Origin of the sequence: Pseudomonas guariconensis (assembly GCF_900102675.1) — a bacterium.
GTDB lineage: Bacteria > Pseudomonadota > Gammaproteobacteria > Pseudomonadales > Pseudomonadaceae > Aquipseudomonas > Aquipseudomonas guariconensis.
Genome location: NZ_FMYX01000002.1, coordinates 428,802 through 446,489 on the forward strand (window position 1 = coordinate 428,802; position 17,688 = coordinate 446,489).

General features: G+C 63.1%; 19 protein-coding genes. 6 read left to right on the forward strand and 13 right to left on the reverse strand.

The features are described 5' to 3' along the window. Positions 1–61: 61 nt before the first annotated feature. Positions 62–727, reverse strand: a complete 666-nt coding sequence (locus tag BLS27_RS04835) for a fumarylacetoacetate hydrolase family protein (RefSeq protein ID WP_090343426.1) — start codon at positions 725–727, stop codon at positions 62–64. Between the two features lie 26 nt (positions 728–753). Continuing rightward, positions 754–2,151 carry an FAD-binding oxidoreductase gene (locus BLS27_RS04840; protein ID WP_090343430.1) on the reverse strand — a complete coding sequence of 466 codons (1,398 nt, stop codon included), beginning with the start codon at positions 2,149–2,151 and terminating at the stop codon, positions 754–756. 170 nt (positions 2,152–2,321) lie between these two features. Here BLS27_RS04840 and serA point away from each other — a divergent pair, with 170 nt between their 5' ends. Beyond that, positions 2,322–3,551 (forward strand): phosphoglycerate dehydrogenase, encoded by a 1,230-nt coding sequence (serA, locus tag BLS27_RS04845; RefSeq protein ID WP_043211478.1) that lies wholly within the window; start codon positions 2,322–2,324, stop codon positions 3,549–3,551. 169 nt (positions 3,552–3,720) lie between these two features. On the opposite strand, the gene BLS27_RS04850 is transcribed toward serA, so the two are convergent. After that, the gene (locus tag BLS27_RS04850; RefSeq protein WP_043211481.1) at positions 3,721–4,197 is read right to left on the reverse strand and encodes a DUF4399 domain-containing protein; all 477 of its coding nucleotides are present in this window, start codon (positions 4,195–4,197) and stop codon (positions 3,721–3,723) included. Between the two features lie 227 nt (positions 4,198–4,424). Here BLS27_RS04850 and BLS27_RS04855 point away from each other — a divergent pair, with 227 nt between their 5' ends. Continuing rightward, positions 4,425–4,904, forward strand: coding sequence for a transporter substrate-binding domain-containing protein (locus BLS27_RS04855; RefSeq protein WP_043211568.1), 480 nt, complete (start codon positions 4,425–4,427; stop codon positions 4,902–4,904). Between the two features lie 54 nt (positions 4,905–4,958). On the opposite strand, the gene BLS27_RS04860 is transcribed toward BLS27_RS04855, so the two are convergent. Together BLS27_RS04860 and BLS27_RS04865 are read right to left on the reverse strand one after the other, a co-directional pair. After that, positions 4,959–5,462 (reverse strand): 2-thiouracil desulfurase family protein, encoded by a 504-nt coding sequence (locus tag BLS27_RS04860; protein WP_090343433.1) that lies wholly within the window; start codon positions 5,460–5,462, stop codon positions 4,959–4,961. Then, entirely contained in the window at positions 5,449–6,072 is a 624-nt protein-coding gene (locus BLS27_RS04865; RefSeq protein ID WP_090343435.1) for a 2OG-Fe(II) oxygenase, read from the reverse strand. Before BLS27_RS04865 ends, BLS27_RS04860 begins: the two co-directional genes overlap by 14 nt. Positions 6,073–6,193: 121 nt before the next feature. Between BLS27_RS04865 and BLS27_RS04870 the strand changes: the two genes are divergently transcribed. Continuing rightward, positions 6,194–6,946: a DUF2059 domain-containing protein gene (locus BLS27_RS04870; protein WP_090343438.1), complete on the forward strand. Its 753-nt coding sequence runs from the start codon at positions 6,194–6,196 to the stop codon at positions 6,944–6,946. On the opposite strand, the gene bipL is transcribed toward BLS27_RS04870, so the two are convergent. Next, entirely contained in the window at positions 6,947–7,876 is a 930-nt protein-coding gene (gene bipL, locus BLS27_RS04875; protein ID WP_090343441.1) for a phospholipase BipL, read from the reverse strand. Between the two features lie 133 nt (positions 7,877–8,009). On the opposite strand from bipL, the gene BLS27_RS04880 reads away from it, so the two are divergent. After that, complete coding sequence (locus BLS27_RS04880; protein ID WP_043211490.1) at positions 8,010–8,573, forward strand: DUF6436 domain-containing protein; 564 nt, start codon at positions 8,010–8,012, stop codon at positions 8,571–8,573. Here BLS27_RS04880 and BLS27_RS04885 read toward each other — a convergent pair. After that, positions 8,552–9,118: a sugar O-acetyltransferase gene (locus tag BLS27_RS04885; protein ID WP_043211492.1), complete on the reverse strand. Its 567-nt coding sequence runs from the start codon at positions 9,116–9,118 to the stop codon at positions 8,552–8,554. The two genes, BLS27_RS04880 and BLS27_RS04885, sit on opposite strands and share 22 nt — an antisense overlap. An 87-nt stretch (positions 9,119–9,205) precedes the next feature. Here BLS27_RS04885 and BLS27_RS04890 point away from each other — a divergent pair, with 87 nt between their 5' ends. Together BLS27_RS04890 and BLS27_RS04895 are read left to right on the forward strand one after the other, a co-directional pair. Continuing rightward, a complete protein-coding gene (locus BLS27_RS04890; RefSeq protein WP_090343444.1) occupies positions 9,206–11,569 on the forward strand; it encodes a penicillin acylase family protein in 2,364 nt (787 codons plus the stop codon). Between the two features lie 41 nt (positions 11,570–11,610). Next, positions 11,611–12,429, forward strand: a complete 819-nt coding sequence (locus BLS27_RS04895; RefSeq protein WP_090343447.1) for an alpha/beta fold hydrolase — start codon at positions 11,611–11,613, stop codon at positions 12,427–12,429. A gap of 342 nt (positions 12,430–12,771) precedes the next feature. Here the strand turns inward: BLS27_RS04895 and BLS27_RS04900 are convergent, their stop codons facing one another. The 6 genes from BLS27_RS04900 to BLS27_RS04925 all read right to left on the reverse strand — a co-directional run bounded on the left by BLS27_RS04900 (position 12,772) and on the right by BLS27_RS04925 (position 17,520). Next, positions 12,772–13,557 (reverse strand): MetQ/NlpA family ABC transporter substrate-binding protein, encoded by a 786-nt coding sequence (locus BLS27_RS04900; protein ID WP_043211500.1) that lies wholly within the window; start codon positions 13,555–13,557, stop codon positions 12,772–12,774. A gap of 195 nt (positions 13,558–13,752) precedes the next feature. Beyond that, a complete protein-coding gene (locus BLS27_RS04905) occupies positions 13,753–14,688 on the reverse strand; it encodes a sigma 54-interacting transcriptional regulator (protein ID WP_090343451.1) in 936 nt (311 codons plus the stop codon). A 63-nt stretch (positions 14,689–14,751) separates the two neighbouring features. Next, positions 14,752–15,333, reverse strand: a complete 582-nt coding sequence (locus tag BLS27_RS04910; protein WP_090343454.1) for an alpha/beta hydrolase — start codon at positions 15,331–15,333, stop codon at positions 14,752–14,754. 231 nt (positions 15,334–15,564) lie between these two features. Next, positions 15,565–15,966 carry an ExbD/TolR family protein gene (locus BLS27_RS04915; protein ID WP_043211507.1) on the reverse strand — a complete coding sequence of 134 codons (402 nt, stop codon included), beginning with the start codon at positions 15,964–15,966 and terminating at the stop codon, positions 15,565–15,567. A 1-nt stretch (position 15,967) separates the two neighbouring features. Continuing rightward, positions 15,968–16,690 (reverse strand): MotA/TolQ/ExbB proton channel family protein, encoded by a 723-nt coding sequence (locus BLS27_RS04920; protein ID WP_043211508.1) that lies wholly within the window; start codon positions 16,688–16,690, stop codon positions 15,968–15,970. Between the two features lie 35 nt (positions 16,691–16,725). Continuing rightward, positions 16,726–17,520 carry an energy transducer TonB gene (locus BLS27_RS04925; RefSeq protein WP_043211510.1) on the reverse strand — a complete coding sequence of 265 codons (795 nt, stop codon included), beginning with the start codon at positions 17,518–17,520 and terminating at the stop codon, positions 16,726–16,728. Positions 17,521–17,688 lie beyond the last annotated feature (168 nt).

Consider the following 17,688-nt stretch of genomic DNA (forward strand, 5'->3'; position numbering starts at 1 on the left):
AAAACGGCAAATATCGCGTTGAATACGATGACAGCCCGATAAGACTGTCATCGTCAGCGGGTCACAACACGCGGCTTTCGAAGCGGCTCGCGCCGGGAAGCTCCAACGCCAGCTCATCGCCCACCCTCAAGGGGCCGACGCCAACGGGTGTACCGGTGAGGATGACATCACCCGGGAGCAGGGAGAAGTGAGCGGCAATATGCTGGATGACCGGCACGATGGGGTTGAGCATCATCGCGCTGTTGCCGTCCTGGCGGACTTCGCCGTTGATCGACAGGCGAATGCCGATATCGGTCAGGTCCTCGAAGGTGTCGGCGACCACGAACGGCGGCAGGACGCAGGCACCGTCGAAGCTCTTGGCCAGTTCCCAAGGCAGGCCCTTCTCCTTGAGCTTGGCCTGCACGTCGCGCAGGGTCAGGTCCAAGGCCGGGGCAAAGCCGGAAATGGCATCGCGCACTTCTTCTTCGCTGGGGTGGGTCGACAGCGGCTTGCCGACCAGCACGGCAATCTCCGCTTCATAATGCACGGCCCCCCGCTCGGTCGGGATCTTGAAACCACCCTCCAAGGGCACCACACAACTGCCGGGTTTTATGAACAGCAGAGGCTCGCTGGGGATTGGGTTGTCCAGCTCCTTGGCATGTTCGGCGTAGTTACGGCCTATGCAGACCACCTTGCCCAGGGGAAAGTGGATGCGCGTGCCGTCTAGGTACTGGTGCTGGTAACTCATGGCCGACTCCTCTGGATACTGCGTACTTATTCAGGAGCGAAGATCTTACCCGGATTCATGATGCCGTTCGGGTCGAACACCCCCTTTATTGCCTTCATGCAGGCAATTTCCTCAGGTGACCGGCTGTAGCCCAGGTAGTCGCGCTTGGTCATGCCCACGCCATGCTCGGCGGAGATCGAGCCGTTGTAACGCTGGACGATCTCGAACACCCATTTGTTGACCTTGGCGCAGGTGGCGAAAAACGCGTCCTTGGCCATGTCATCGGGCTTGAGGATGTTCAGGTGCAGGTTGCCGTCGCCGATATGGCCGTACCAGACCACTTCGAAGTCCGGATAGTGCTGACCGACGATGGCATCGATGTCCCGCAGGAACGCCGGCACCTTCGAAACCGTGACGGAAATGTCGTTCTTGTAGGGTGTCCAGTGGGAAATGGTTTCGGAGATGTACTCGCGCAGTTTCCATAGGTTCTTGAGTTGGGTCTCGCTCTGGCTCATCACGCCATCGAGTACCCAGCCCTGCTCGACGCAATGCTCGAAGGTGGCCAGGGCTTCGTTGGCCACATCTTCGGTGCTGGCTTCGAACTCCAGCAGGGCATAGAACGGGCAATCGGTCTCGAACGGCGGCGGCACGTCGCCACGCCCCATGACCTTGGCCAAGGCCTTGTCGGAGAAGAATTCGAACGCGGTGAGGTCGAGCCGGCCCTGGAAGGCATGCAGCACTGGCATGATCGAGTCGAAGTCCGGCGTACCCAACACCATGGCGGTCAAGTTGCGCGGCGCACGGTCTAGACGCAGCGTGGCCTCGACCACGAAGCCCAGGGTGCCTTCGGCGCCAATGAACAGCTGACGCAGGTCGTAGCCGGTGGCGTTCTTGATCAAGCCCTTGTTCAACTCGAGCAGCTCACCCTTGCCGGTCACCACTTTCAGCCCTGCTACCCAGTTACGGGTCATGCCATAGCGAATGACCTTGATGCCGCCGGCATTGGTGCCGATGTTGCCACCGATCTGACTGGAGCCCGACGAGGCGAAATCCACCGGGTAATAAAGGCCGTTGTCCTCGGCGAACTGCTGCAACTGGCGAGTGATCACGCCCGGTTGGCACACCACGGTGCGGTCGAAAGCGTTGAAGTCGAGGATCCGGTTCATGTAGTCGAAGGCCACCACCACCTCGCCGTTGGCGGCCACCGCGGCGGCAGAGAGGCCGGTGCGCCCGCCCGAGGGCACCAACGCGACTTGATGTCGATTGGCCCAGGCGACAATGGCCTGCACCTGCTCGATGGACCGAGGGAAGACGATCGCCGAGGGCGCCGGTGGATAGTGCTTGGTCCAGTCCTTGCCGTAGGCCTCCAGCGAAGCCGGGTCGGTAAGAACCTTGCTCGGGTCGACCAGGGTCATCAGTTCATCAAGTACCGCGGTGTTGGTCATCGGCTGAACTCTCGAACTATTCATAGTCACCCTGAGCACTCTTCACCTGTCGGGATAAGCTCAGATTCTGTCGCGTATGCTAGCATAGCGCTCCCGCCGTTCGTGCTAAGGCCGACGCCGCGCCGCTTTACCCCCCTGCCATTTTTTCTCCGGGATACAGGTTTACGCAGATGAGCAAGACTTCTCTCGACAAGAGCAAGATCAAGTTCCTTCTTCTTGAAGGTGTGCACCAGAATGCGGTCGATACCCTCAAGGCTGCCGGGTACACCAATATCGAGTACCTCACTGGTTCCTTGCCGGAAGCAGAGTTGAAGGAAAAGATCGCTGATGCCCACTTCATCGGCATTCGCTCTCGCACCCAGCTGACCGAAGAGATCTTCGACTGCGCGAAGAAACTGGTCGCTGTCGGCTGCTTCTGCATCGGTACCAACCAGGTCGACCTGAACGCAGCCCGCGAGCGCGGTATCGCCGTGTTCAACGCGCCGTTCTCCAACACCCGCTCCGTTGCCGAGCTGGTGCTGGCCGAAGCCATCCTGCTGCTGCGTGGCATCCCCGAGAAGAACGCTTCCTGCCACCGTGGCGGCTGGATCAAGAGCGCGGCCAATTCCTTCGAGATTCGTGGCAAGAAACTGGGCATCGTCGGCTACGGCTCGATCGGCACCCAATTGTCGGTCCTGGCCGAAAGCCTGGGCATGCAGGTCTACTTCTACGATCCGCTGACCAAGCTGCCGCTGGGCAACGCCACCCAGGTGACCAGCCTGCATGAGCTGCTGGGCCTGGCCGACATCGTCTCGCTGCACGTGCCTGAGCTGCCATCCACCCAGTGGATGATCGGCGAGAAGGAAATCCGTGCGATGAAGAAGGGCTCGATCCTGATCAACGCCGCCCGTGGCACCGTGGTCGAACTCGACCACCTGGCCGCCGCGATCAAGGATCAGCATCTGATCGGCGCCGCCATCGACGTCTTCCCGGTCGAGCCTCGCTCCAACGACGAGCAGTTCGAAAGCCCGCTGCGCGGCCTGGACAACGTGATCCTGACCCCACACATCGGTGGCTCCACCGCCGAAGCCCAGGCCAACATCGGCCTGGAAGTGGCCGAGAAGCTGGTCAAGTACAGCGACAACGGTACGTCCGTATCGTCGGTCAACTTCCCGGAAGTTGCCCTCCCGGCGCACCCAGGCAAGCACCGCCTGCTGCACATTCATCAAAACATCCCCGGCGTACTCAGCGAAATCAACAAGGTCTTCGCCGAAAACGGGATCAACATCTCCGGTCAGTTCCTGCAGACCGACGAGAAAGTGGGTTACGTGGTCATCGACGTGGATGCCGAATACTCGGACCTGGCGCAGGAAAAACTCCAGCAGGTCAAGGGCACTATCCGCTCTCGCGTGCTGTTCTAAGTTACTGCGCTGCATAAAAAAAGGAGGCCCGGGTGGCCTCCTTTTTTTTGCCTGTGTATCGACGGTGTCTGTTTCGCGGGTAAATCGGAGCGCCGAACCGCCGCTCCCACAGGTCATGTATCGCTCTCAAGCATCTCGCTGTGCCAGAGGGCCGCGAAAGAGTCGGGATTTACTTCACCTGCACGGTGATCTTCTGCGACTCGACGCTTGGCTTGAACGGCACATGGAACCGGTCCCCCAGGACCAGTTGCAGGGTGTGCTTGCCTGGCGTCAGGGTGATGGTGGCTTCGGTCTGCGCCTTGCCGAAGTGCAACACTTGCGGGCCGGCCGGCAGTGGTGCGTTGTTCTCCGGCATCAAGGTGGTCGGCAGCGGCTGGTCAGCCGCAGGCTCTTTGTCGACATCAACCAGCAGGTGATGGTGACCCGTGTGCGGGGTCGCATCGCCCGCAGGCTTGAGCCCCATGCCCTCGATGCCGAACTTGACCGTGAAGGTCTTGTCGACGGTCGCTCCGTCAGCGGGGGAAACGATGAAGACCTTGGCGCCCTCGGGCGGCTCCTGACTCTTCAGCGCGTCCGCGGCGCCCGCGAACACCGACACCCCCATCAACAAGCCGGCAACGGCAGCACGCGAAAATAGGCTGTTCATTCACATCTCCTGTGTTTCACTTTCATTGACTACTGTCCATTAACGAACCGCAGCGATAAATCACCATAGTTCAATTGGGCGCCAAGGTCTTGCCGGACAGGACCAGAAAAAATGATCGCCGCTCAAAACATTGCAGCGCAGCTAAGGTCATAGCCTGCATTCGACCGTAACAAGTCAGAAAGTCGCGGCGAAACATATTCAACTGCCAAAAGAAAATGGGGGCATTCATGCGTTTGAGCACTGGCGTACTTCTGGCACTTTTGATCAGCCCATTGGCCCAGGCCGAGCTGATAGACGACGTCAACGACCGGGGCGAGCTGCGCATTGCCGTGCAATCCGATACCCCACCCTACGCCTACAAGGAAAACGAACACCTGACTGGCTTTGAAATCGAGCTGGGCCAGGCCATCGCCAAGGAACTGGATGTGCGTGCGCAATTCGTCGAGGCCCCTGCGGATCAGTTGCTGCCTGGCGTTCAGAGCGGCAAGTTCGACATCGCCCTCGATCAGCTCGATGCCAAACAGACACTCGATGGGCAATTGGATATCAGCCAGCCCTATGGCGCCGACGCACGGGTGATTCCATTCCAGAAGGACAACCCGGCGTTCGAAAGCGCAGTGAACAATGCCCTGCAGCGCATCAAGGACGACGGCCGTCTGACGGCATTGGAACAGAAGTGGCTCAAGAACCAGGCAGCGAGCCAGTGATGGCCTGCCAAACGCTGCAGGGGGCATCGACCTTTATCGTCTGGCGAATCCTTGCTAGTGGCCCATACCTTCCAGCGCTCGCTGTGCGTCTTCGAGCTCCAGCTCGCTGAACACCAGCACGCCTTCGCGGCGCAACAGCGCTGTGGTCACCCCTTCCCCCGGGACCTTCACGCCGCTGAAGGTCCCATCGTAGGTCAACCGGTTGCCACATGAAGGGCTGCCTGCCTTGAGCACCGCCACACGGATGCTATGTTCACGCACCAGCGCCAGGGCCTGCCGGGCGCCAGCAAGAAAGGCTTCGCTGACATCCAACCCGGTCACCGTCACTACCTGGGCCTGCCCGTCCAGCACCGCCGCCCCCTGCCCCCCCGGAATTTCCGCTGGGGGGCGGGGTGTCGGCAGGCCGCCCGCCACTTCTGGACATAGCGGCACCACGCGGCCTTCGGCCTGCCAGCGCTGAAGAAGATCCGGGTGCCCGCTGTCGCGCCCGTCGTAGCGCACCGGCTGCCCCAGCAGACAGGCGCTGACCAGGACCCTGGGCAAATCAGAACGGTTCATTGCCACGACGGCGGAACCAGCCGGTCAGAGACAGGCGATCACGCCTGGCCGGCAAGACTTCATGGGGGATATCGCCAGACAGGAACACCACCAGGCTGCCCGCCTCCGGCTGCACATCCAGCTGCGCGTCCTCGGCGAGGAACATGCGCAACTGGCCACCGTCCTGGGGTTGCCAATTCTCGTTGAGGTAGAGGATGGCCGAGACCGCGCGTCGGTCGTCGTCGCGGAAACGGTCCACATGACGGCGATAGAAGGCGCCTGGTGGATACAAGGCGAAATGACACTCGAAGTCCTCAAGGCCCAGGTACAAGCCCTGGTTCAGCGCCTGGCGCAGGCTGTCCATGGCCGTCAGGTAACGGTCACAGGCCTCGGACTCACCCGGCTCCAGCCATTGGATGCGGTCGCCACGGATCGCTTCGCGCACCTCTTGTCCGGTGCCGCGCCCCACGCCGGCCGGGCTCAATTCGCCCTCGGCGGCACGGTGTCGGCACTCGGCCGCCAAGGCGCTGATCAATGCTTCGGGCAGGAAAAAAGGCTGGCGGGACCAACCACGGTTGGCCAGGTCGTCGACGATGGTAGAAAGCATCGGATATTCAAGAGAGATGGGCATGGCGCATAGTATCGACTCGCCGTGAAAACCGACAGCGCCACTTGGCCGCCAACCGTCATCGGCGTCTCGACAAAGCCACGCCGCCCCAAGGACAATAGCGGCCTGCCGACAGGAGTCCTGAATGCGCCGTTTGTTTTCCCTGCTGCTGATGATGATCTGCACCATGCCTGTCTGGGCAGACAGTCTCGATCAGCTGTACAAGGTCGCCGGCTGGCCCGACCAGCGCGCCCACTTCACCGATGCCGTGAGCGCTGCCCAGCAGCGCTACAAGAACAGCCTGCCGCCTGCGGTCTACCAGGCGCTGGTCAACAACAGCAACCAGCGTTTCCAGGCCCAGGCCATGGACCGCCGGGCCCAGGCGCAATTGCGCGCCAACCTGCCCAACCCTGCGCCTGCGCTGGCCTTCTTCCAGTCGCCGCTTGGGCGCAAGGTCGTGGCCGCCGAACTGCTGGCTACGCGCAAGGACCAACTGGCCAAGAATGCCAAGGGCCTGCCGAAGATCCAGGCCAGCGACAACCGTATGCTGATCATCGGCCACCTGGCCCAGGCCCTGCCTGCCCGGGAAGCCGGTGCCGAGGTGAGCCTGGCAATCGCCGGCGTCGCGGCCGACAGCCTCAGCTCCATGATCCCCGGCCTGTTCGGGGCAGGTCAGGCCAGCAGCCTGCTCGATGGCCAGCGCCAGCGCCTGATGCAGCAGATCGGCGAGGATTTGAACAACACCCTGTTGTACGTCTACCGCGACCTGTCCGACGCCGAGCTCGAGGAATTCGCCACCTTCGCCGAATCCGCCGAGGGCAAGGCCTACTACAAGGCAGCCCTGGAAGCGGTGCGCGCCGGTCTGGCGGTGGGGCGGAGCGCCGCAGACCTGCAGTGATCAGCCAAGGCGCTGATCGATGAAGGCGAAGTAGCGCTGGCGAATGGCCGGCAACTCGTTGGCCAGATGATGACGCGCCTCGGGCAGCATGAGGATCTGCGGCTCGGCGAACTTGGCCTTGAGCACCTTGAGGTTGTAGGGCCAATCCACCGTGGCGTCGGCTTCCCCCTGCACGATCACCGGTCGCCGCACGCTGCGCGGCGCGGCCTCGATACGCTTGACCCAGGCCACCAGGGCCCCGACCCAGGCCGTCGGCAACCGCCGCGGTTGCAGTGGGTCGGCCTCCAGGAACGGCAGGAACGCCGGATCGTTGCTGTTCTCGCTGAAGCGCCGCTCGATGCCGTTGACGAAGTGGCGCAGCACGCAATAGCTGAGTTTCGACCAATACCACGAGCGTGGCCGCACCAAAGGCGCCAGCAGGATCACTTGGCCATCGGCCGGGCTCTGCTCGCCGTGGTGCAGCACGTGATCCACCACGATCGCCCCGCCAGTGCTCTGCCCGCACAGATGCCATGGGCGTGGCAAGTCGAGCAGACGGGCCTGTTCGAACAAAGCATCGAGCATCTGCTGGTAGACGGCGAAATCAGTGATGCTGGCCCGTTCGCCACTCGACAACCCATGGCCTGGGAGGTCGCAACTGATGACCGCGAACCCCTGACCCAACGCCCATTCGATCACATGGCAGTACAGCCCCATGTGGTCGTAGTAGCCGTGCAGCAGAAACAGCGTCGCCACAGGCCGCTGCGGCAACCACACCTGCCCCACCAACTCGAAGCCCGCCGCCTTGAAGCCGCCCAGCCAGCTTTGGCGCACCGGCAGGTCCAGGCCATAGAAACGCTGGTAGTCCAGGCCTTGGGACGACAGAGGGTGGCGGGCCGCCAAGGGCGCAAGGCTGGCGCGCAGGAGGTCGGGGTGAAAGGTGGCGGGCATCGGGCGGATCCACAGCGAAGCGAGTATTGACCTGTGATATTCAGCTCTGGGCGTCATCGTGGCAAGCTAGACCCTTTGCCAGAACAGACCGCTCCCACAGGGTTCTCGCTGCCCCAAATCCTGCGGACACACCATGCCCACCCGAAAATCCCTGCTCACCGCCTTCGCATTGCTGCTCTGCGCTGCCGTCCTCTGGTGGGCGTACGCCAGTTTCCAGGCGCGCTACCTGCGCACGTTCGACGACCAGACAACGCTGTTCGAGGGCAGCCAATTGCAGTTGCCCGCCGAGCTGGCCGGCCCAGGCCCGATCCGGGTGGTGCATTTCTGGGACCCGGCCTGCCCCTGCAACGTCGGCAACCAGCAGCACCTGGGCGAGCTGATCGAACATTTCGCACCTCAAGGCGTGCGCTTTCATGTGGTGCAAAAGCCCGGTAGCCAAGGCCAGTTGCCTGACAACCTGGCGGCGCTCCAACCCTTGGCCGCGCTGCCCGGCAGCGAGCACCTGCCAGCGTCTCCCGCCGTGGCCATCTGGGACCGCGAAGGCCGCCTGGCCTACTTCGGCCCTTATAGCGAGGGCGCCGTGTGCAATGCCAGCAACAGCTTCATCGAGCCGGTCCTCAAGGCGCTGGTCGAAGGCCGCAAGATCAACGCGTCCAACACCCTGGCCCAGGGCTGCTACTGCCCTTGGGCCGGCTGACGCACCCGCGCTGGGTTGCCCACCACGATCGCCCCGGCCGGCACGTCGCGGGTGACCACGCTGCCGGCGCCCACCACGGCGTTGTCGCCGATACTCACGCCCGGCAGGATGATCGCCCCGCCACCGATCCACACGTTGTTGCCAATGCGCACCGGCCGGCCGCTCTCCAACCCGCTGCGGCGGACCTCGGGGTCCAGCGGATGGTCAGCGGTGTAGATCTGCACCGCAGGGCCGATCTGGCAGTCCTCGCCGATATGGACCGGCAACACATCGAGAATCACGCAATTGAAATTCATGAAGGTGTTGGCACCCACGCTGATGTTGTAGCCGTAGTCGCAATAAAATGGCGGACGAATCACTGCGCCTGGGCCGGCATGGCCGAAGTGCTCCACCAACAGCGCGTGGCGGGCGTCGTTGAGCAGCTCGACACTGCTGTTGTAGCGGTGCATCCAGTGCTTGTTGGCGATCTGCTCGGCTTGCAGTTCAGGGCAGCCGGCATGGTAAAGCTGGCCAGTCAGCATTTTCTGTTTTTCGCTGAGGGACATGGAGACTCCTTCCAGGGGACTATGCTCAGTTCGCGAATCCGTCGATGATCGGACCACACTTTTCGCTCGAATGCACAAGGAGTCTTGATGAAGCGCAGCCTGACCCTGCTGGCAGTGGCGATTGCCGCTGCCGTAGGCGCCGGTTACTGGTACGTGCAAGGCAAGCAGCCACAGCGCGAGGGCCAGGCAAGTGTTGCCGGCCTCGAGGCGCCGGTCAGCGTACGCTACGACGCTCGCGGCGTCCCTCATCTGCAGGCGCAGAACGAGTCTGACCTGTACCGTGCCCTGGGCTATGTGCATGCCCAGGACCGGTTGTTCCAGATGGAAATCCTGCGGCGCCTGGCCCGTGGAGAGCTGGCCGAAGTGCTGGGCGCCGACCTGATCCCCACCGACACCCTGTTTCGCAGCCTGCGTATCCGCGAACAGGCCACACGCATGGCCCAGCGCCAGGACCAGCAATCGCCGGCCTGGCAGGCGCTACAGGCCTACCTGGACGGGGTCAACCAATGGCAGGCCAGCCACCCCAAGCCCATGGAGTTCGACCTGCTGGGCATCCACCCACGCCCCTTCACCGCCGAGGACACGCTCAGCATCGCCGGCTACTTGGCGTACAGTTTTGCCGCTGCCTTTCGCACCGAGCCTGCGCTGACCTATATCCGCGATCAGCTCGGCCCTCAGTACCTGGAAATCTTCGATCTCGACTGGCAACCGGACGGCGCCCTGGCCGCGCCCCTGGCTGCTGCGGACTGGCGCAGCCTGGAGCAGTTGGCACGCTTGAGTCACGAGGCCTTGGGCGAGGCCGGCATCCCCCAGTTCGAAGGCAGCAATGCCTGGGCCGTGTCTGGCACCCGCACGCGCAGCGGCCGCCCATTGCTGGCCGGCGATCCGCACATTGGCTTTGCCGTCCCGGCAGTGTGGTACGAGGCTGAACTGTCGGCACCGGGGTTCAACCTGTATGGCTACTTCCAGGCGCTCAACCCCTTCGCCCTGCTCGGTCACAACCTGGACTTCGGCTGGAGCCTGACCATGTTCCAGAACGACGACGTGGACCTGATCGCCGAGCAGGTCAACCCGAACGACCCCGATCAGGTCAGGGTCGCTGGCAGGTGGCAGCCGCTGGAAAAAGTCGAGCAGCAGATCGCTGTCAAAGGCCAGGCCCCCGCGTCTATCACCCTACGTCGCTCGCCCCACGGCCCGATCGTCAACGATGTGATCGGCGCCACCGCCGGGCCTAGGCCGATTGCCATGTGGTGGGCATTCCTGGAAACCGACAACCCCTTGCTCGATGGCTTCTATCAGGTCAACCGCGCCGATACCCTGGGCAAGATGCGCGACGCGGCAGCGAAGATCCATGCCCCCGGCCTGAATCTTGTCTGGGCCAATGCCCGTGGCGACATCGGGTGGTGGGCAGCAGCGCAATTGCCGGTGCGCCCAGAGGGGGTCAATCCGTCGTTCATTCTCGATGGCAGCACGTCCCAGGCCGACAAACCCGGCTTCTACCCGTTCAGCGTGAACCCACAGCAAGAGAACCCTGCCAGCGGCTACATCGTCTCGGCCAACTTCCAGCCTCCGGCCGTCGTGCCGGTCCCTGGCTATTACAACCTGCCCGATCGTGGTCGCCAGCTCGACCGACACCTGGCCGCGCCAGGTATCCAGTGGGACACCCAAAACACCCAAGCTTTGCAGCTCGATACCGCCACCGACTACGGCCCACGCACCTTGGCACCGCTGATGGGCACTTTGCGCGCCATCGCTCAGGGCGAGCAGGAGAAGGAACTGGTGGAACAATTGGCCGCCTGGCGGGGCGACTACCCGCTGGATTCGACCAGTGCCACCCTGTTCAACCAGTTCCTGTATGAACTGGCCTTCGCAGCCCTGCACGACGAACTGGGAGATACCTGGTTCCCGGTCCTGATCAACACCCGCGTCATCGATGCAGCCCTGCCGCGCCTGGCAGCCGATCCCGAGTCGCCTTGGTGGGCGCTACGCGGCGCCAGCGAACATACCGACCGCACCGCTATCGTCAAGCTGGCCTGGCAACGCAGCCTCGCTCACCTGCGCGAGACGTTCGGCAAGGACCCGGCCCGCTGGCAGTGGGGCAAAGCCCACACCCTGACCCACAACCACCCGCTGGGAGTGAAGAAGCCGCTGAACCTGCTGTTCAACGTTGGCCCCTTCGCCGCACCCGGTACCCATGAGGTGCCCAACAACCTCTCGGCGAAGATCGGTCCGGCACCCTGGGCAGTCAACTACGGCCCCTCAACCCGGCGCCTGATCGATTTCGCAGACCCCGGCGCGGCCCTGACCATCAACCCGGTAGGCCAGAGCGGTGTGCTGTTCGACCCGCACTATGGCGACCAAGCCGAGGATTACATCAATGGGCGATATCAACGGGCGCAGATGGGTGTGATTCCAGCGCAAAGCACCTTGCGACTGCTGCCGGTACAGTGACGGCCCGAGCCATGACCTTCAACTCGCTCCCGAGGATCCCGATGCACAAGCACTTCATTGAAATCGACGGCGCCCGCATGAGCTATGTCGACCAGGGCCAAGGTTTCCCCGTGCTGCTGGGCCACAGCTATTTGTGGTCGGCGGCCATGTGGCAGCCGCAGATCGAGGCACTGTCGAAACACTACCGGGTGATCGTGCCCGAGCTTTGGGGCCACGGCGACTCCACAGCGCCACCGCCCACCACCACCGACATGAGCGTGTTGGCGCGCCAGCACCTGGCATTGCTCGATGCCCTGGATATCCCGAAATGCCATCTGGTCGGCCTGTCGGTCGGCGGCATGTGGGGCGCACAACTGGCCATCGAGCACCCCCAGCGCATCGACCGCCTGGTGTTGATGGACACCTACCTGGGCGCCGAGCCGGACGCCACCCGCCTGAAATACTTTGGCCTGCTCGATGCCGCGAGCGCAGCGGGCGGCTTCAGCGATGCCTTGCTCGACATCGTCGTACCGATCTTCTTCCATGCCGGGGGCCAGACGGTACCTGAGATCCGTGAGCAGTTTCGCGCCCAGCTCAAGGCCAGCAGCGCCCAGGCGATCCGGGAAAGCCTCGAGCCGATGGGCCGAGTGATTTTCGGTCGGCCAGACCTGCTGGCGCGGCTGGGCGAATTGCCAGGCGAACGTACTATCGTGCTGTGTGGCGACCAGGACATTCCCCGGCCACCGGCAGAGTCCAACGAAATGGCCCGCTTGATCGGCTGCCTGGCGGCGCAGATTCCGTTCGCGGGGCACATCTCGAGTCTCGAGAGCCCGCAGGTGGTGAATGAGTTTCTGTTGAACTGGTTGCCGCGCAATAGCTGAAATCCCCGGGGCTGCCATGCAGCCCCACCCGCTCCCACAGGTACGGCGACATTCTTCGGCTTGGCGCTGTGCCCTTGGGAGCAAAGCCTGCGATCGGCCGCAACGCGTACCCTTCGTCGGCGGGCGCGGAAATTTCGTCCTGACCTGGGATCTTTCCTGTCGATGGCCTCTCAAAGGGCACTCAGACAGCCTTCAGGAATCCCCAATGAACAGCGCCTGCCCACCCATTTCGAACGAGCAACTTCAATGGCTCCTGGCCTTGCGTCGGGCGCTGGCCAAATCGGGGGCATGAACGAAAACGCCGACGCAAATACGTCGGCGTTTTTCTTTCAGGCGTGAAGATCAGAACGCCGGCAGCACCGCACCGCTGTACTTCTTGGCGATGAATTCCTTCACCTGCGGGCTGGTCAGGGCTTTGGCCAGTTTCTGGATGGCCTCGCTGTCCTTGTTGTCCGGGCGGGCAACCAGGAAGTTCACGTACGGCGAGTCGCTGCCTTCGATTACCAGGGCGTCCTTGGCCGGGTTCAGACCGGCTTCCAGGGCGTAGTTGGTGTTGATCATGTCCAGGTCGACCTGATCGAGCACGCGCGGCAGCATGGCCGATTCCAGCTCGCGGAACTTCAGGTTTTTCGGGTTCTCGGCGATGTCCTTGGGCGTGGCCAGGGCGTTCTTCGGATCTTTCAGGGTGATCAGACCTGCCTTTTGCAGCAGGATCAGCGCACGGCCGCTGTTGCTGCCTTCGTTGGGGATGGCGACAGTGGCACCGTCCTTGAGCTCAGCCAGGCTCTTGACCTTCTTGGAGTAGCCACCGAACGGCTCGACGTGTACGCCGATCACGGTTTCCAGGTGAGTACCCTTGCCTTCGTTGAAGTTCTTCAGGTACGGCAGGGTCTGGAAGTAGTTGGCATCCAGACGCTTCTGGTCGACCTGCACGTTAGGCTGGACGTAGTCGGTGAAGACCTTGATCTGCAGGTCCACGCCTTCCTTGGCCAGAGTTGGCTTGATCAGTTCGAGGATTTCGGCGTGGGGTACGGGGGTAGCAGCCACGACCAGCTTCTCGGCGGCGTTGGCGAAACCGGCCAGCGACAGGGCAGCGGCCAGGGCAGTGGTCAGCAGAGTTTTTTTCATGGTGATCCTTGTTATCAAGCTGGAGCCATTGATGATGGCGAAGTCGGTGCCCACCCTTTGAATGGGGGCGTGAAGCGGACGATACCGGGAATTTTTATTCCGGAACAATATCTTTTGCTTAGCCGCTTATAACTAAAACAAATTGCCATTACCGCATTCGCTTCTGACCAACGGTTACCCGCTCTAGCACAGGGTTTATCCCAGGCTCGCCAACGTCGAAGCCAGCAATTGGCGCACCGCCGATTTCGTTTGCGGCTCCTGGCTCTGGCCCAGTTGCGCAAGTTGGCGCGCCAGGCTGGCCAGCGGCGTGGTGTCGGGCAGGTCCAGGTGCTGTGGGAGGATTTCCCCGGCATCGCTCACCAACAGGGCAAAGTGGATGACGTTTTCCAGCTCGCGGGTATTGCCGGGCCAGGCATGGGCCTCAAGGGCCTGCTGGGCGGCTTCGCTGATCAGCGGCACCGGAACGCCCAGGCGTAGGCTGTAGATTCCGATGAAGTATTCGGCCAGCGGCAGGATATCCCCCACCCGCTCGCGTAGCGCCGGCAATTCCAGCTGGCCTTCGCGCAGGTAGAGGTAGAGTCGCTCGTTGAAGCGCCCGGCACGCACGGCCTGGGCCAAGTCGATACTGGACGCCGCCACCAAGCGGACATCCACCGGCTGCGGCCGCTGGGCGCCGACGCGGGTGACTTCGCGGTTCTCCAGCGCCGCCAGAAGCTTGCCCTGGATCGCCAGCGGCAGGTCGGCGATCTCGTCCAAGTACAGGGTGCCGCCATTGGCCGAGCCGAACCAGCCCGCCCGGCCGCTGGCGGTTCCCCCTAGGGTGCCGGCGCTGTAGCCGAACAACTCGGCATCGGCGTAGGTCGGGCTGATCGCCGCGCAGCTCACCGAGACGAACAACCCACTGCGGTCACTGGCACGATGGACCTGTCGGGCCAGCAGTTCCTTGCCGGTACCGGTCTCGCCGCGGATTAGCACCGGCACCGGTTGCGGTGCCAGGTGCTCCAAGGCATCGCGCAGCTGTTGCGAACGAGGGTCGATGAACACCAGCGCCTTGGCGCGGATGCTCAATGGGCTTTTGTCTTGCTCGGGGAAGGTCAGCAAAGGCTGACCGAAAGTGTTGTGGATGGTCATGACGCGCTCCCGCCCGAGGCCGCCGCCGGCCGGGCGTCTTGGTGTACGTGAACGGTTCGCGGATCAGGCGCGGCGCAAGGCCCGCTGTTCGATACGGCCTTGCAGGCGATAGAGGTAGGCGAAACCTTGCTCCCAGCGCTCATGGCCGGACTTGACGTTGATATGACCGGCATTGGCCAGCAGCCCCGCCTCGGCGCCCCAGGCCCGTGCCAGGTGCAATGCACGCGGCACACTGACGGCCGGGTCGTTGTCCGAACTGACCACCTGACTCGGGAATGGCAGCGGCTGTAGCGGGATCGGTGCGAAATTGCGCAGCGCGGGCGAGCAGCTGGGCCGCTCGACATCCGCCGGAGCCACCAGCAATGCGCCGCGCACTTGGCGCAGCAAGGCCGGGCGGGCCTGGGCGGCCCAATGAGCGACGGTGATGCAGCCCAGACTATGGGCGATCAGGATCACCGGCGAGCGTTCGGCGGCGATTGCCTGCTCCAGCGCCTGGACCCAGTCGCGCCGCTGAGGCGTGAGCCAGTCGCGCTGCTCGACCCGGACGCTGTTGGGCAGACTACGCTGCCAGTGAGTTTGCCAATGGTTGTCTGGCGATCCTTGCCAGCCCGGCACAATCAGGTAACGGATCGACTCATTGCGCATGGGGACGCCTCCTGGAAGTTTGCGTGCTTGGGACCAGTATTGAGGAGACGGTTATATCAGTAAAGGAATAAGGCGCTATTTATTAATAGCTTTAAGTTTTAAGCGACACGCTTCAGTCGCTAACTCGTGCCCTCTTGCCGCACGAAGCTCAAAACGTACAGCCCAAAAAAAAGGGCCATCCCCTGCCAAGGAAAATGGCCCTGAAGCACTTGCCTGAAGAGGGTTTGCCGGTCAGCGTGCGGTGATCACCGCCAACTTGCTGATCCCGGCGCGTTCGATGGCAGCCATGGCCCGCGCCACTTCGCCGTAATTGACGCCATCGTCGGCCTGCAACTGGACGCGCAGCTCGGCGTCCTTGGCCTTGGCGTCCTTGAGGTTGGTTTCCAGCAGATCGGGCTGGATCTCGTCCTTGTTGATGAACAGCTTGCCGCTGCCATCGATGCTCACCACCAGCGGGTCCTTCTGCTCGACCGGGGCCACGGCCTCGGTCTTGGGCAGGTTGATGGGGATGGCGTTGGTCAGCAGCGGTGCGGTGACGATGAACACCACCAACAGCACCAGCATGACGTCCACCAAGGGCGTGACGTTGATTTCACTGAGGACTTCATCGCTGTCCTGGGTCGAGAAGGCCATATCAGGAAGCCTCCTTCACCGGTTGGGTGAATCCGGTCTGGGCCTTGTGCACTGCAGGGTGCACGAGTACGCGGAAGGCACTCTTCTGCGCCAGGCTGTAGAAGTCATGGGCGAAATCGTCGAGGTCGGCGGCGGTCAGCTTGAGGCGACGCAGGAAGTAGTTGTAGACCAGCACCGCAGGCACTGCGACGGCGATACCGACCCCGGTGGCCACCAACGCCGCGCCGATCGGCCCGGCCACGGTTTCAAGGCTCGCCGAGCCTGCCGCGCTGATGCCTTTGAGCGCTTCCATGATGCCCCACACAGTGCCGAACAGGCCGATGAAAGGCGAGGTGCTGCCGATGCTGGCGACCACTGCCAGGCCCGTTTCCAGGGAGCGGCGTTCACGCACGATCTGCTGACGCAGCGCGCGCTCCAGACGGTCCTGATGATTGATGGCATGGCTCAGGTCATTGGCCTGGCCCGGCTCCCCGACGGCAATCGCCGCGTAGCCTGCCTGGGCCACCCGGGCGGCGGGGCCGGGCAGATCGTGGCTGGGCTGGGCTGCCGCATCGAGGCTCGAGGCCGCCCAGAACTGCTCATGGAAGCGCCGATCCTGGTGCTTCAGGCGCACGAACTGCACGACCTTGACCAAGGCCAACGCCCAGGTAGCCACGGAAAAACCAACCAGCAGCCAGATGACGGCGCTTTCAACGGATTCGAGTGGGGATGCCAACAGGCTCATGATGAAGTCTTCCTTTGTACGTCGATGGGCGCGAATTAACGAAGCTTGAAATCGATCGGCACGCTGACCCAGCCAACCTGGGCCACCTCGCCCTGCTTGGCCGGCACGAAGCTCCAGCGCTTCACTGCGGCGAGGGCCGCGTCATCCAGCACCTGGCGACCGCTGCTCTTCTGGATCTGGATCTGCCCAGGCTTGCCGCTGGCGAGCACCTCGACACGTAGCAGCACCGACCCCTCCCAGCCCCGGCGATGGGCCATTTGTGGGTACTGCGGCGCGGGGTTCTTCAAATAGGCAGCGCTGGCCGAAGGTGGCGTAACCGGCGCCGGTGCCGGCGGAGCCACCGGCGCGGGGGCCGCCACCGGTGGAGCGGGCGGCGCCTCGACGGGCTTGGGCTGCGGCTTGGCCACTGGTTTGGGCGCAGGTTTCGGCTTGGGCTTGGGTATCGGTTTTGGCGCAGGCTTGGCCGCCAGCTCGTCCACCACAGGGGGTGGCGGCTCGACCACGGGCGGCGCTGGAGCCGGTGGAGGGGGCTCGACCACAGGTGGTGCGGGCGCGGCGAACTCGATGGTCATCGGCGGAATCTGTGGTGGAACCACGGGCAATACTGGAGTCGGCGCCTGGCTGATCCAGTAGGCCGCAGCGCCATGCAGGGCCAAAACCAGCAGCCCTAGTGCCAGCGTGTCGCGACGCTTGAGGCCACTGACAGGCGTGCGTTGCAGGCGCAGTTGGCCCAATGGCAGGCGAAGCGTGCGTCCAAGCTCGACCAGGTCGCCCGATGCCGGACGCCATGGCTGGTCGTAGGCCCTGACGGCCGACTGGACATTACCCATCGATAGAACTCCCTGGGGCGTGATTCATGGCTGAATCATCGGGCGCGAAGGCTTATCCCAGAAAGTAATATTTAAAATTAAAAATAGATCTTTTTTGAATATAAAGAAGCTACGGTTGCGCCCAGGCCGCGTCGTTCAAGGGCTGCAGCAGTGCACCGAAAAAACGAT

What these genes read in the sequence shown, in the direction of transcription:
- BLS27_RS04840 (WP_090343430.1), bottom strand. Translation starts at nt 2,151, where the DNA reads ATGACCAACACCGCGGTACTTGATGAACTGATGACCCTGGTCGACCCG.
- serA (WP_043211478.1), top strand. Translation starts at nt 2,322, where the DNA reads ATGAGCAAGACTTCTCTCGACAAGAGCAAGATCAAGTTCCTTCTTCTT.
- BLS27_RS04870 (WP_090343438.1), top strand. Translation starts at nt 6,194, where the DNA reads ATGCGCCGTTTGTTTTCCCTGCTGCTGATGATGATCTGCACCATGCCT.
- BLS27_RS04860 (WP_090343433.1), bottom strand. Translation starts at nt 5,462, where the DNA reads ATGAACCGTTCTGATTTGCCCAGGGTCCTGGTCAGCGCCTGTCTGCTG.
- BLS27_RS04850 (WP_043211481.1), bottom strand. Translation starts at nt 4,197, where the DNA reads ATGAACAGCCTATTTTCGCGTGCTGCCGTTGCCGGCTTGTTGATGGGG.
- BLS27_RS04900 (WP_043211500.1), bottom strand. Translation starts at nt 13,557, where the DNA reads ATGAAAAAAACTCTGCTGACCACTGCCCTGGCCGCTGCCCTGTCGCTG.
- BLS27_RS04855 (WP_043211568.1), top strand. Translation starts at nt 4,425, where the DNA reads ATGCGTTTGAGCACTGGCGTACTTCTGGCACTTTTGATCAGCCCATTG.
- BLS27_RS04920 (WP_043211508.1), bottom strand. Translation starts at nt 16,690, where the DNA reads ATGAGCCTGTTGGCATCCCCACTCGAATCCGTTGAAAGCGCCGTCATC.
- BLS27_RS04895 (WP_090343447.1), top strand. Translation starts at nt 11,611, where the DNA reads ATGCACAAGCACTTCATTGAAATCGACGGCGCCCGCATGAGCTATGTC.
- BLS27_RS04910 (WP_090343454.1), bottom strand. Translation starts at nt 15,333, where the DNA reads ATGCGCAATGAGTCGATCCGTTACCTGATTGTGCCGGGCTGGCAAGGA.
- BLS27_RS04835 (WP_090343426.1), bottom strand. Translation starts at nt 727, where the DNA reads ATGAGTTACCAGCACCAGTACCTAGACGGCACGCGCATCCACTTTCCC.
- BLS27_RS04915 (WP_043211507.1), bottom strand. Translation starts at nt 15,966, where the DNA reads ATGGCCTTCTCGACCCAGGACAGCGATGAAGTCCTCAGTGAAATCAAC.
- bipL (WP_090343441.1), bottom strand. Translation starts at nt 7,876, where the DNA reads ATGCCCGCCACCTTTCACCCCGACCTCCTGCGCGCCAGCCTTGCGCCC.
- BLS27_RS04880 (WP_043211490.1), top strand. Translation starts at nt 8,010, where the DNA reads ATGCCCACCCGAAAATCCCTGCTCACCGCCTTCGCATTGCTGCTCTGC.
- BLS27_RS04890 (WP_090343444.1), top strand. Translation starts at nt 9,206, where the DNA reads ATGAAGCGCAGCCTGACCCTGCTGGCAGTGGCGATTGCCGCTGCCGTA.
- BLS27_RS04865 (WP_090343435.1), bottom strand. Translation starts at nt 6,072, where the DNA reads ATGCCCATCTCTCTTGAATATCCGATGCTTTCTACCATCGTCGACGAC.
- BLS27_RS04905 (WP_090343451.1), bottom strand. Translation starts at nt 14,688, where the DNA reads ATGACCATCCACAACACTTTCGGTCAGCCTTTGCTGACCTTCCCCGAG.
- BLS27_RS04925 (WP_043211510.1), bottom strand. Translation starts at nt 17,520, where the DNA reads ATGGGTAATGTCCAGTCGGCCGTCAGGGCCTACGACCAGCCATGGCGT.
- BLS27_RS04885 (WP_043211492.1), bottom strand. Translation starts at nt 9,118, where the DNA reads ATGTCCCTCAGCGAAAAACAGAAAATGCTGACTGGCCAGCTTTACCAT.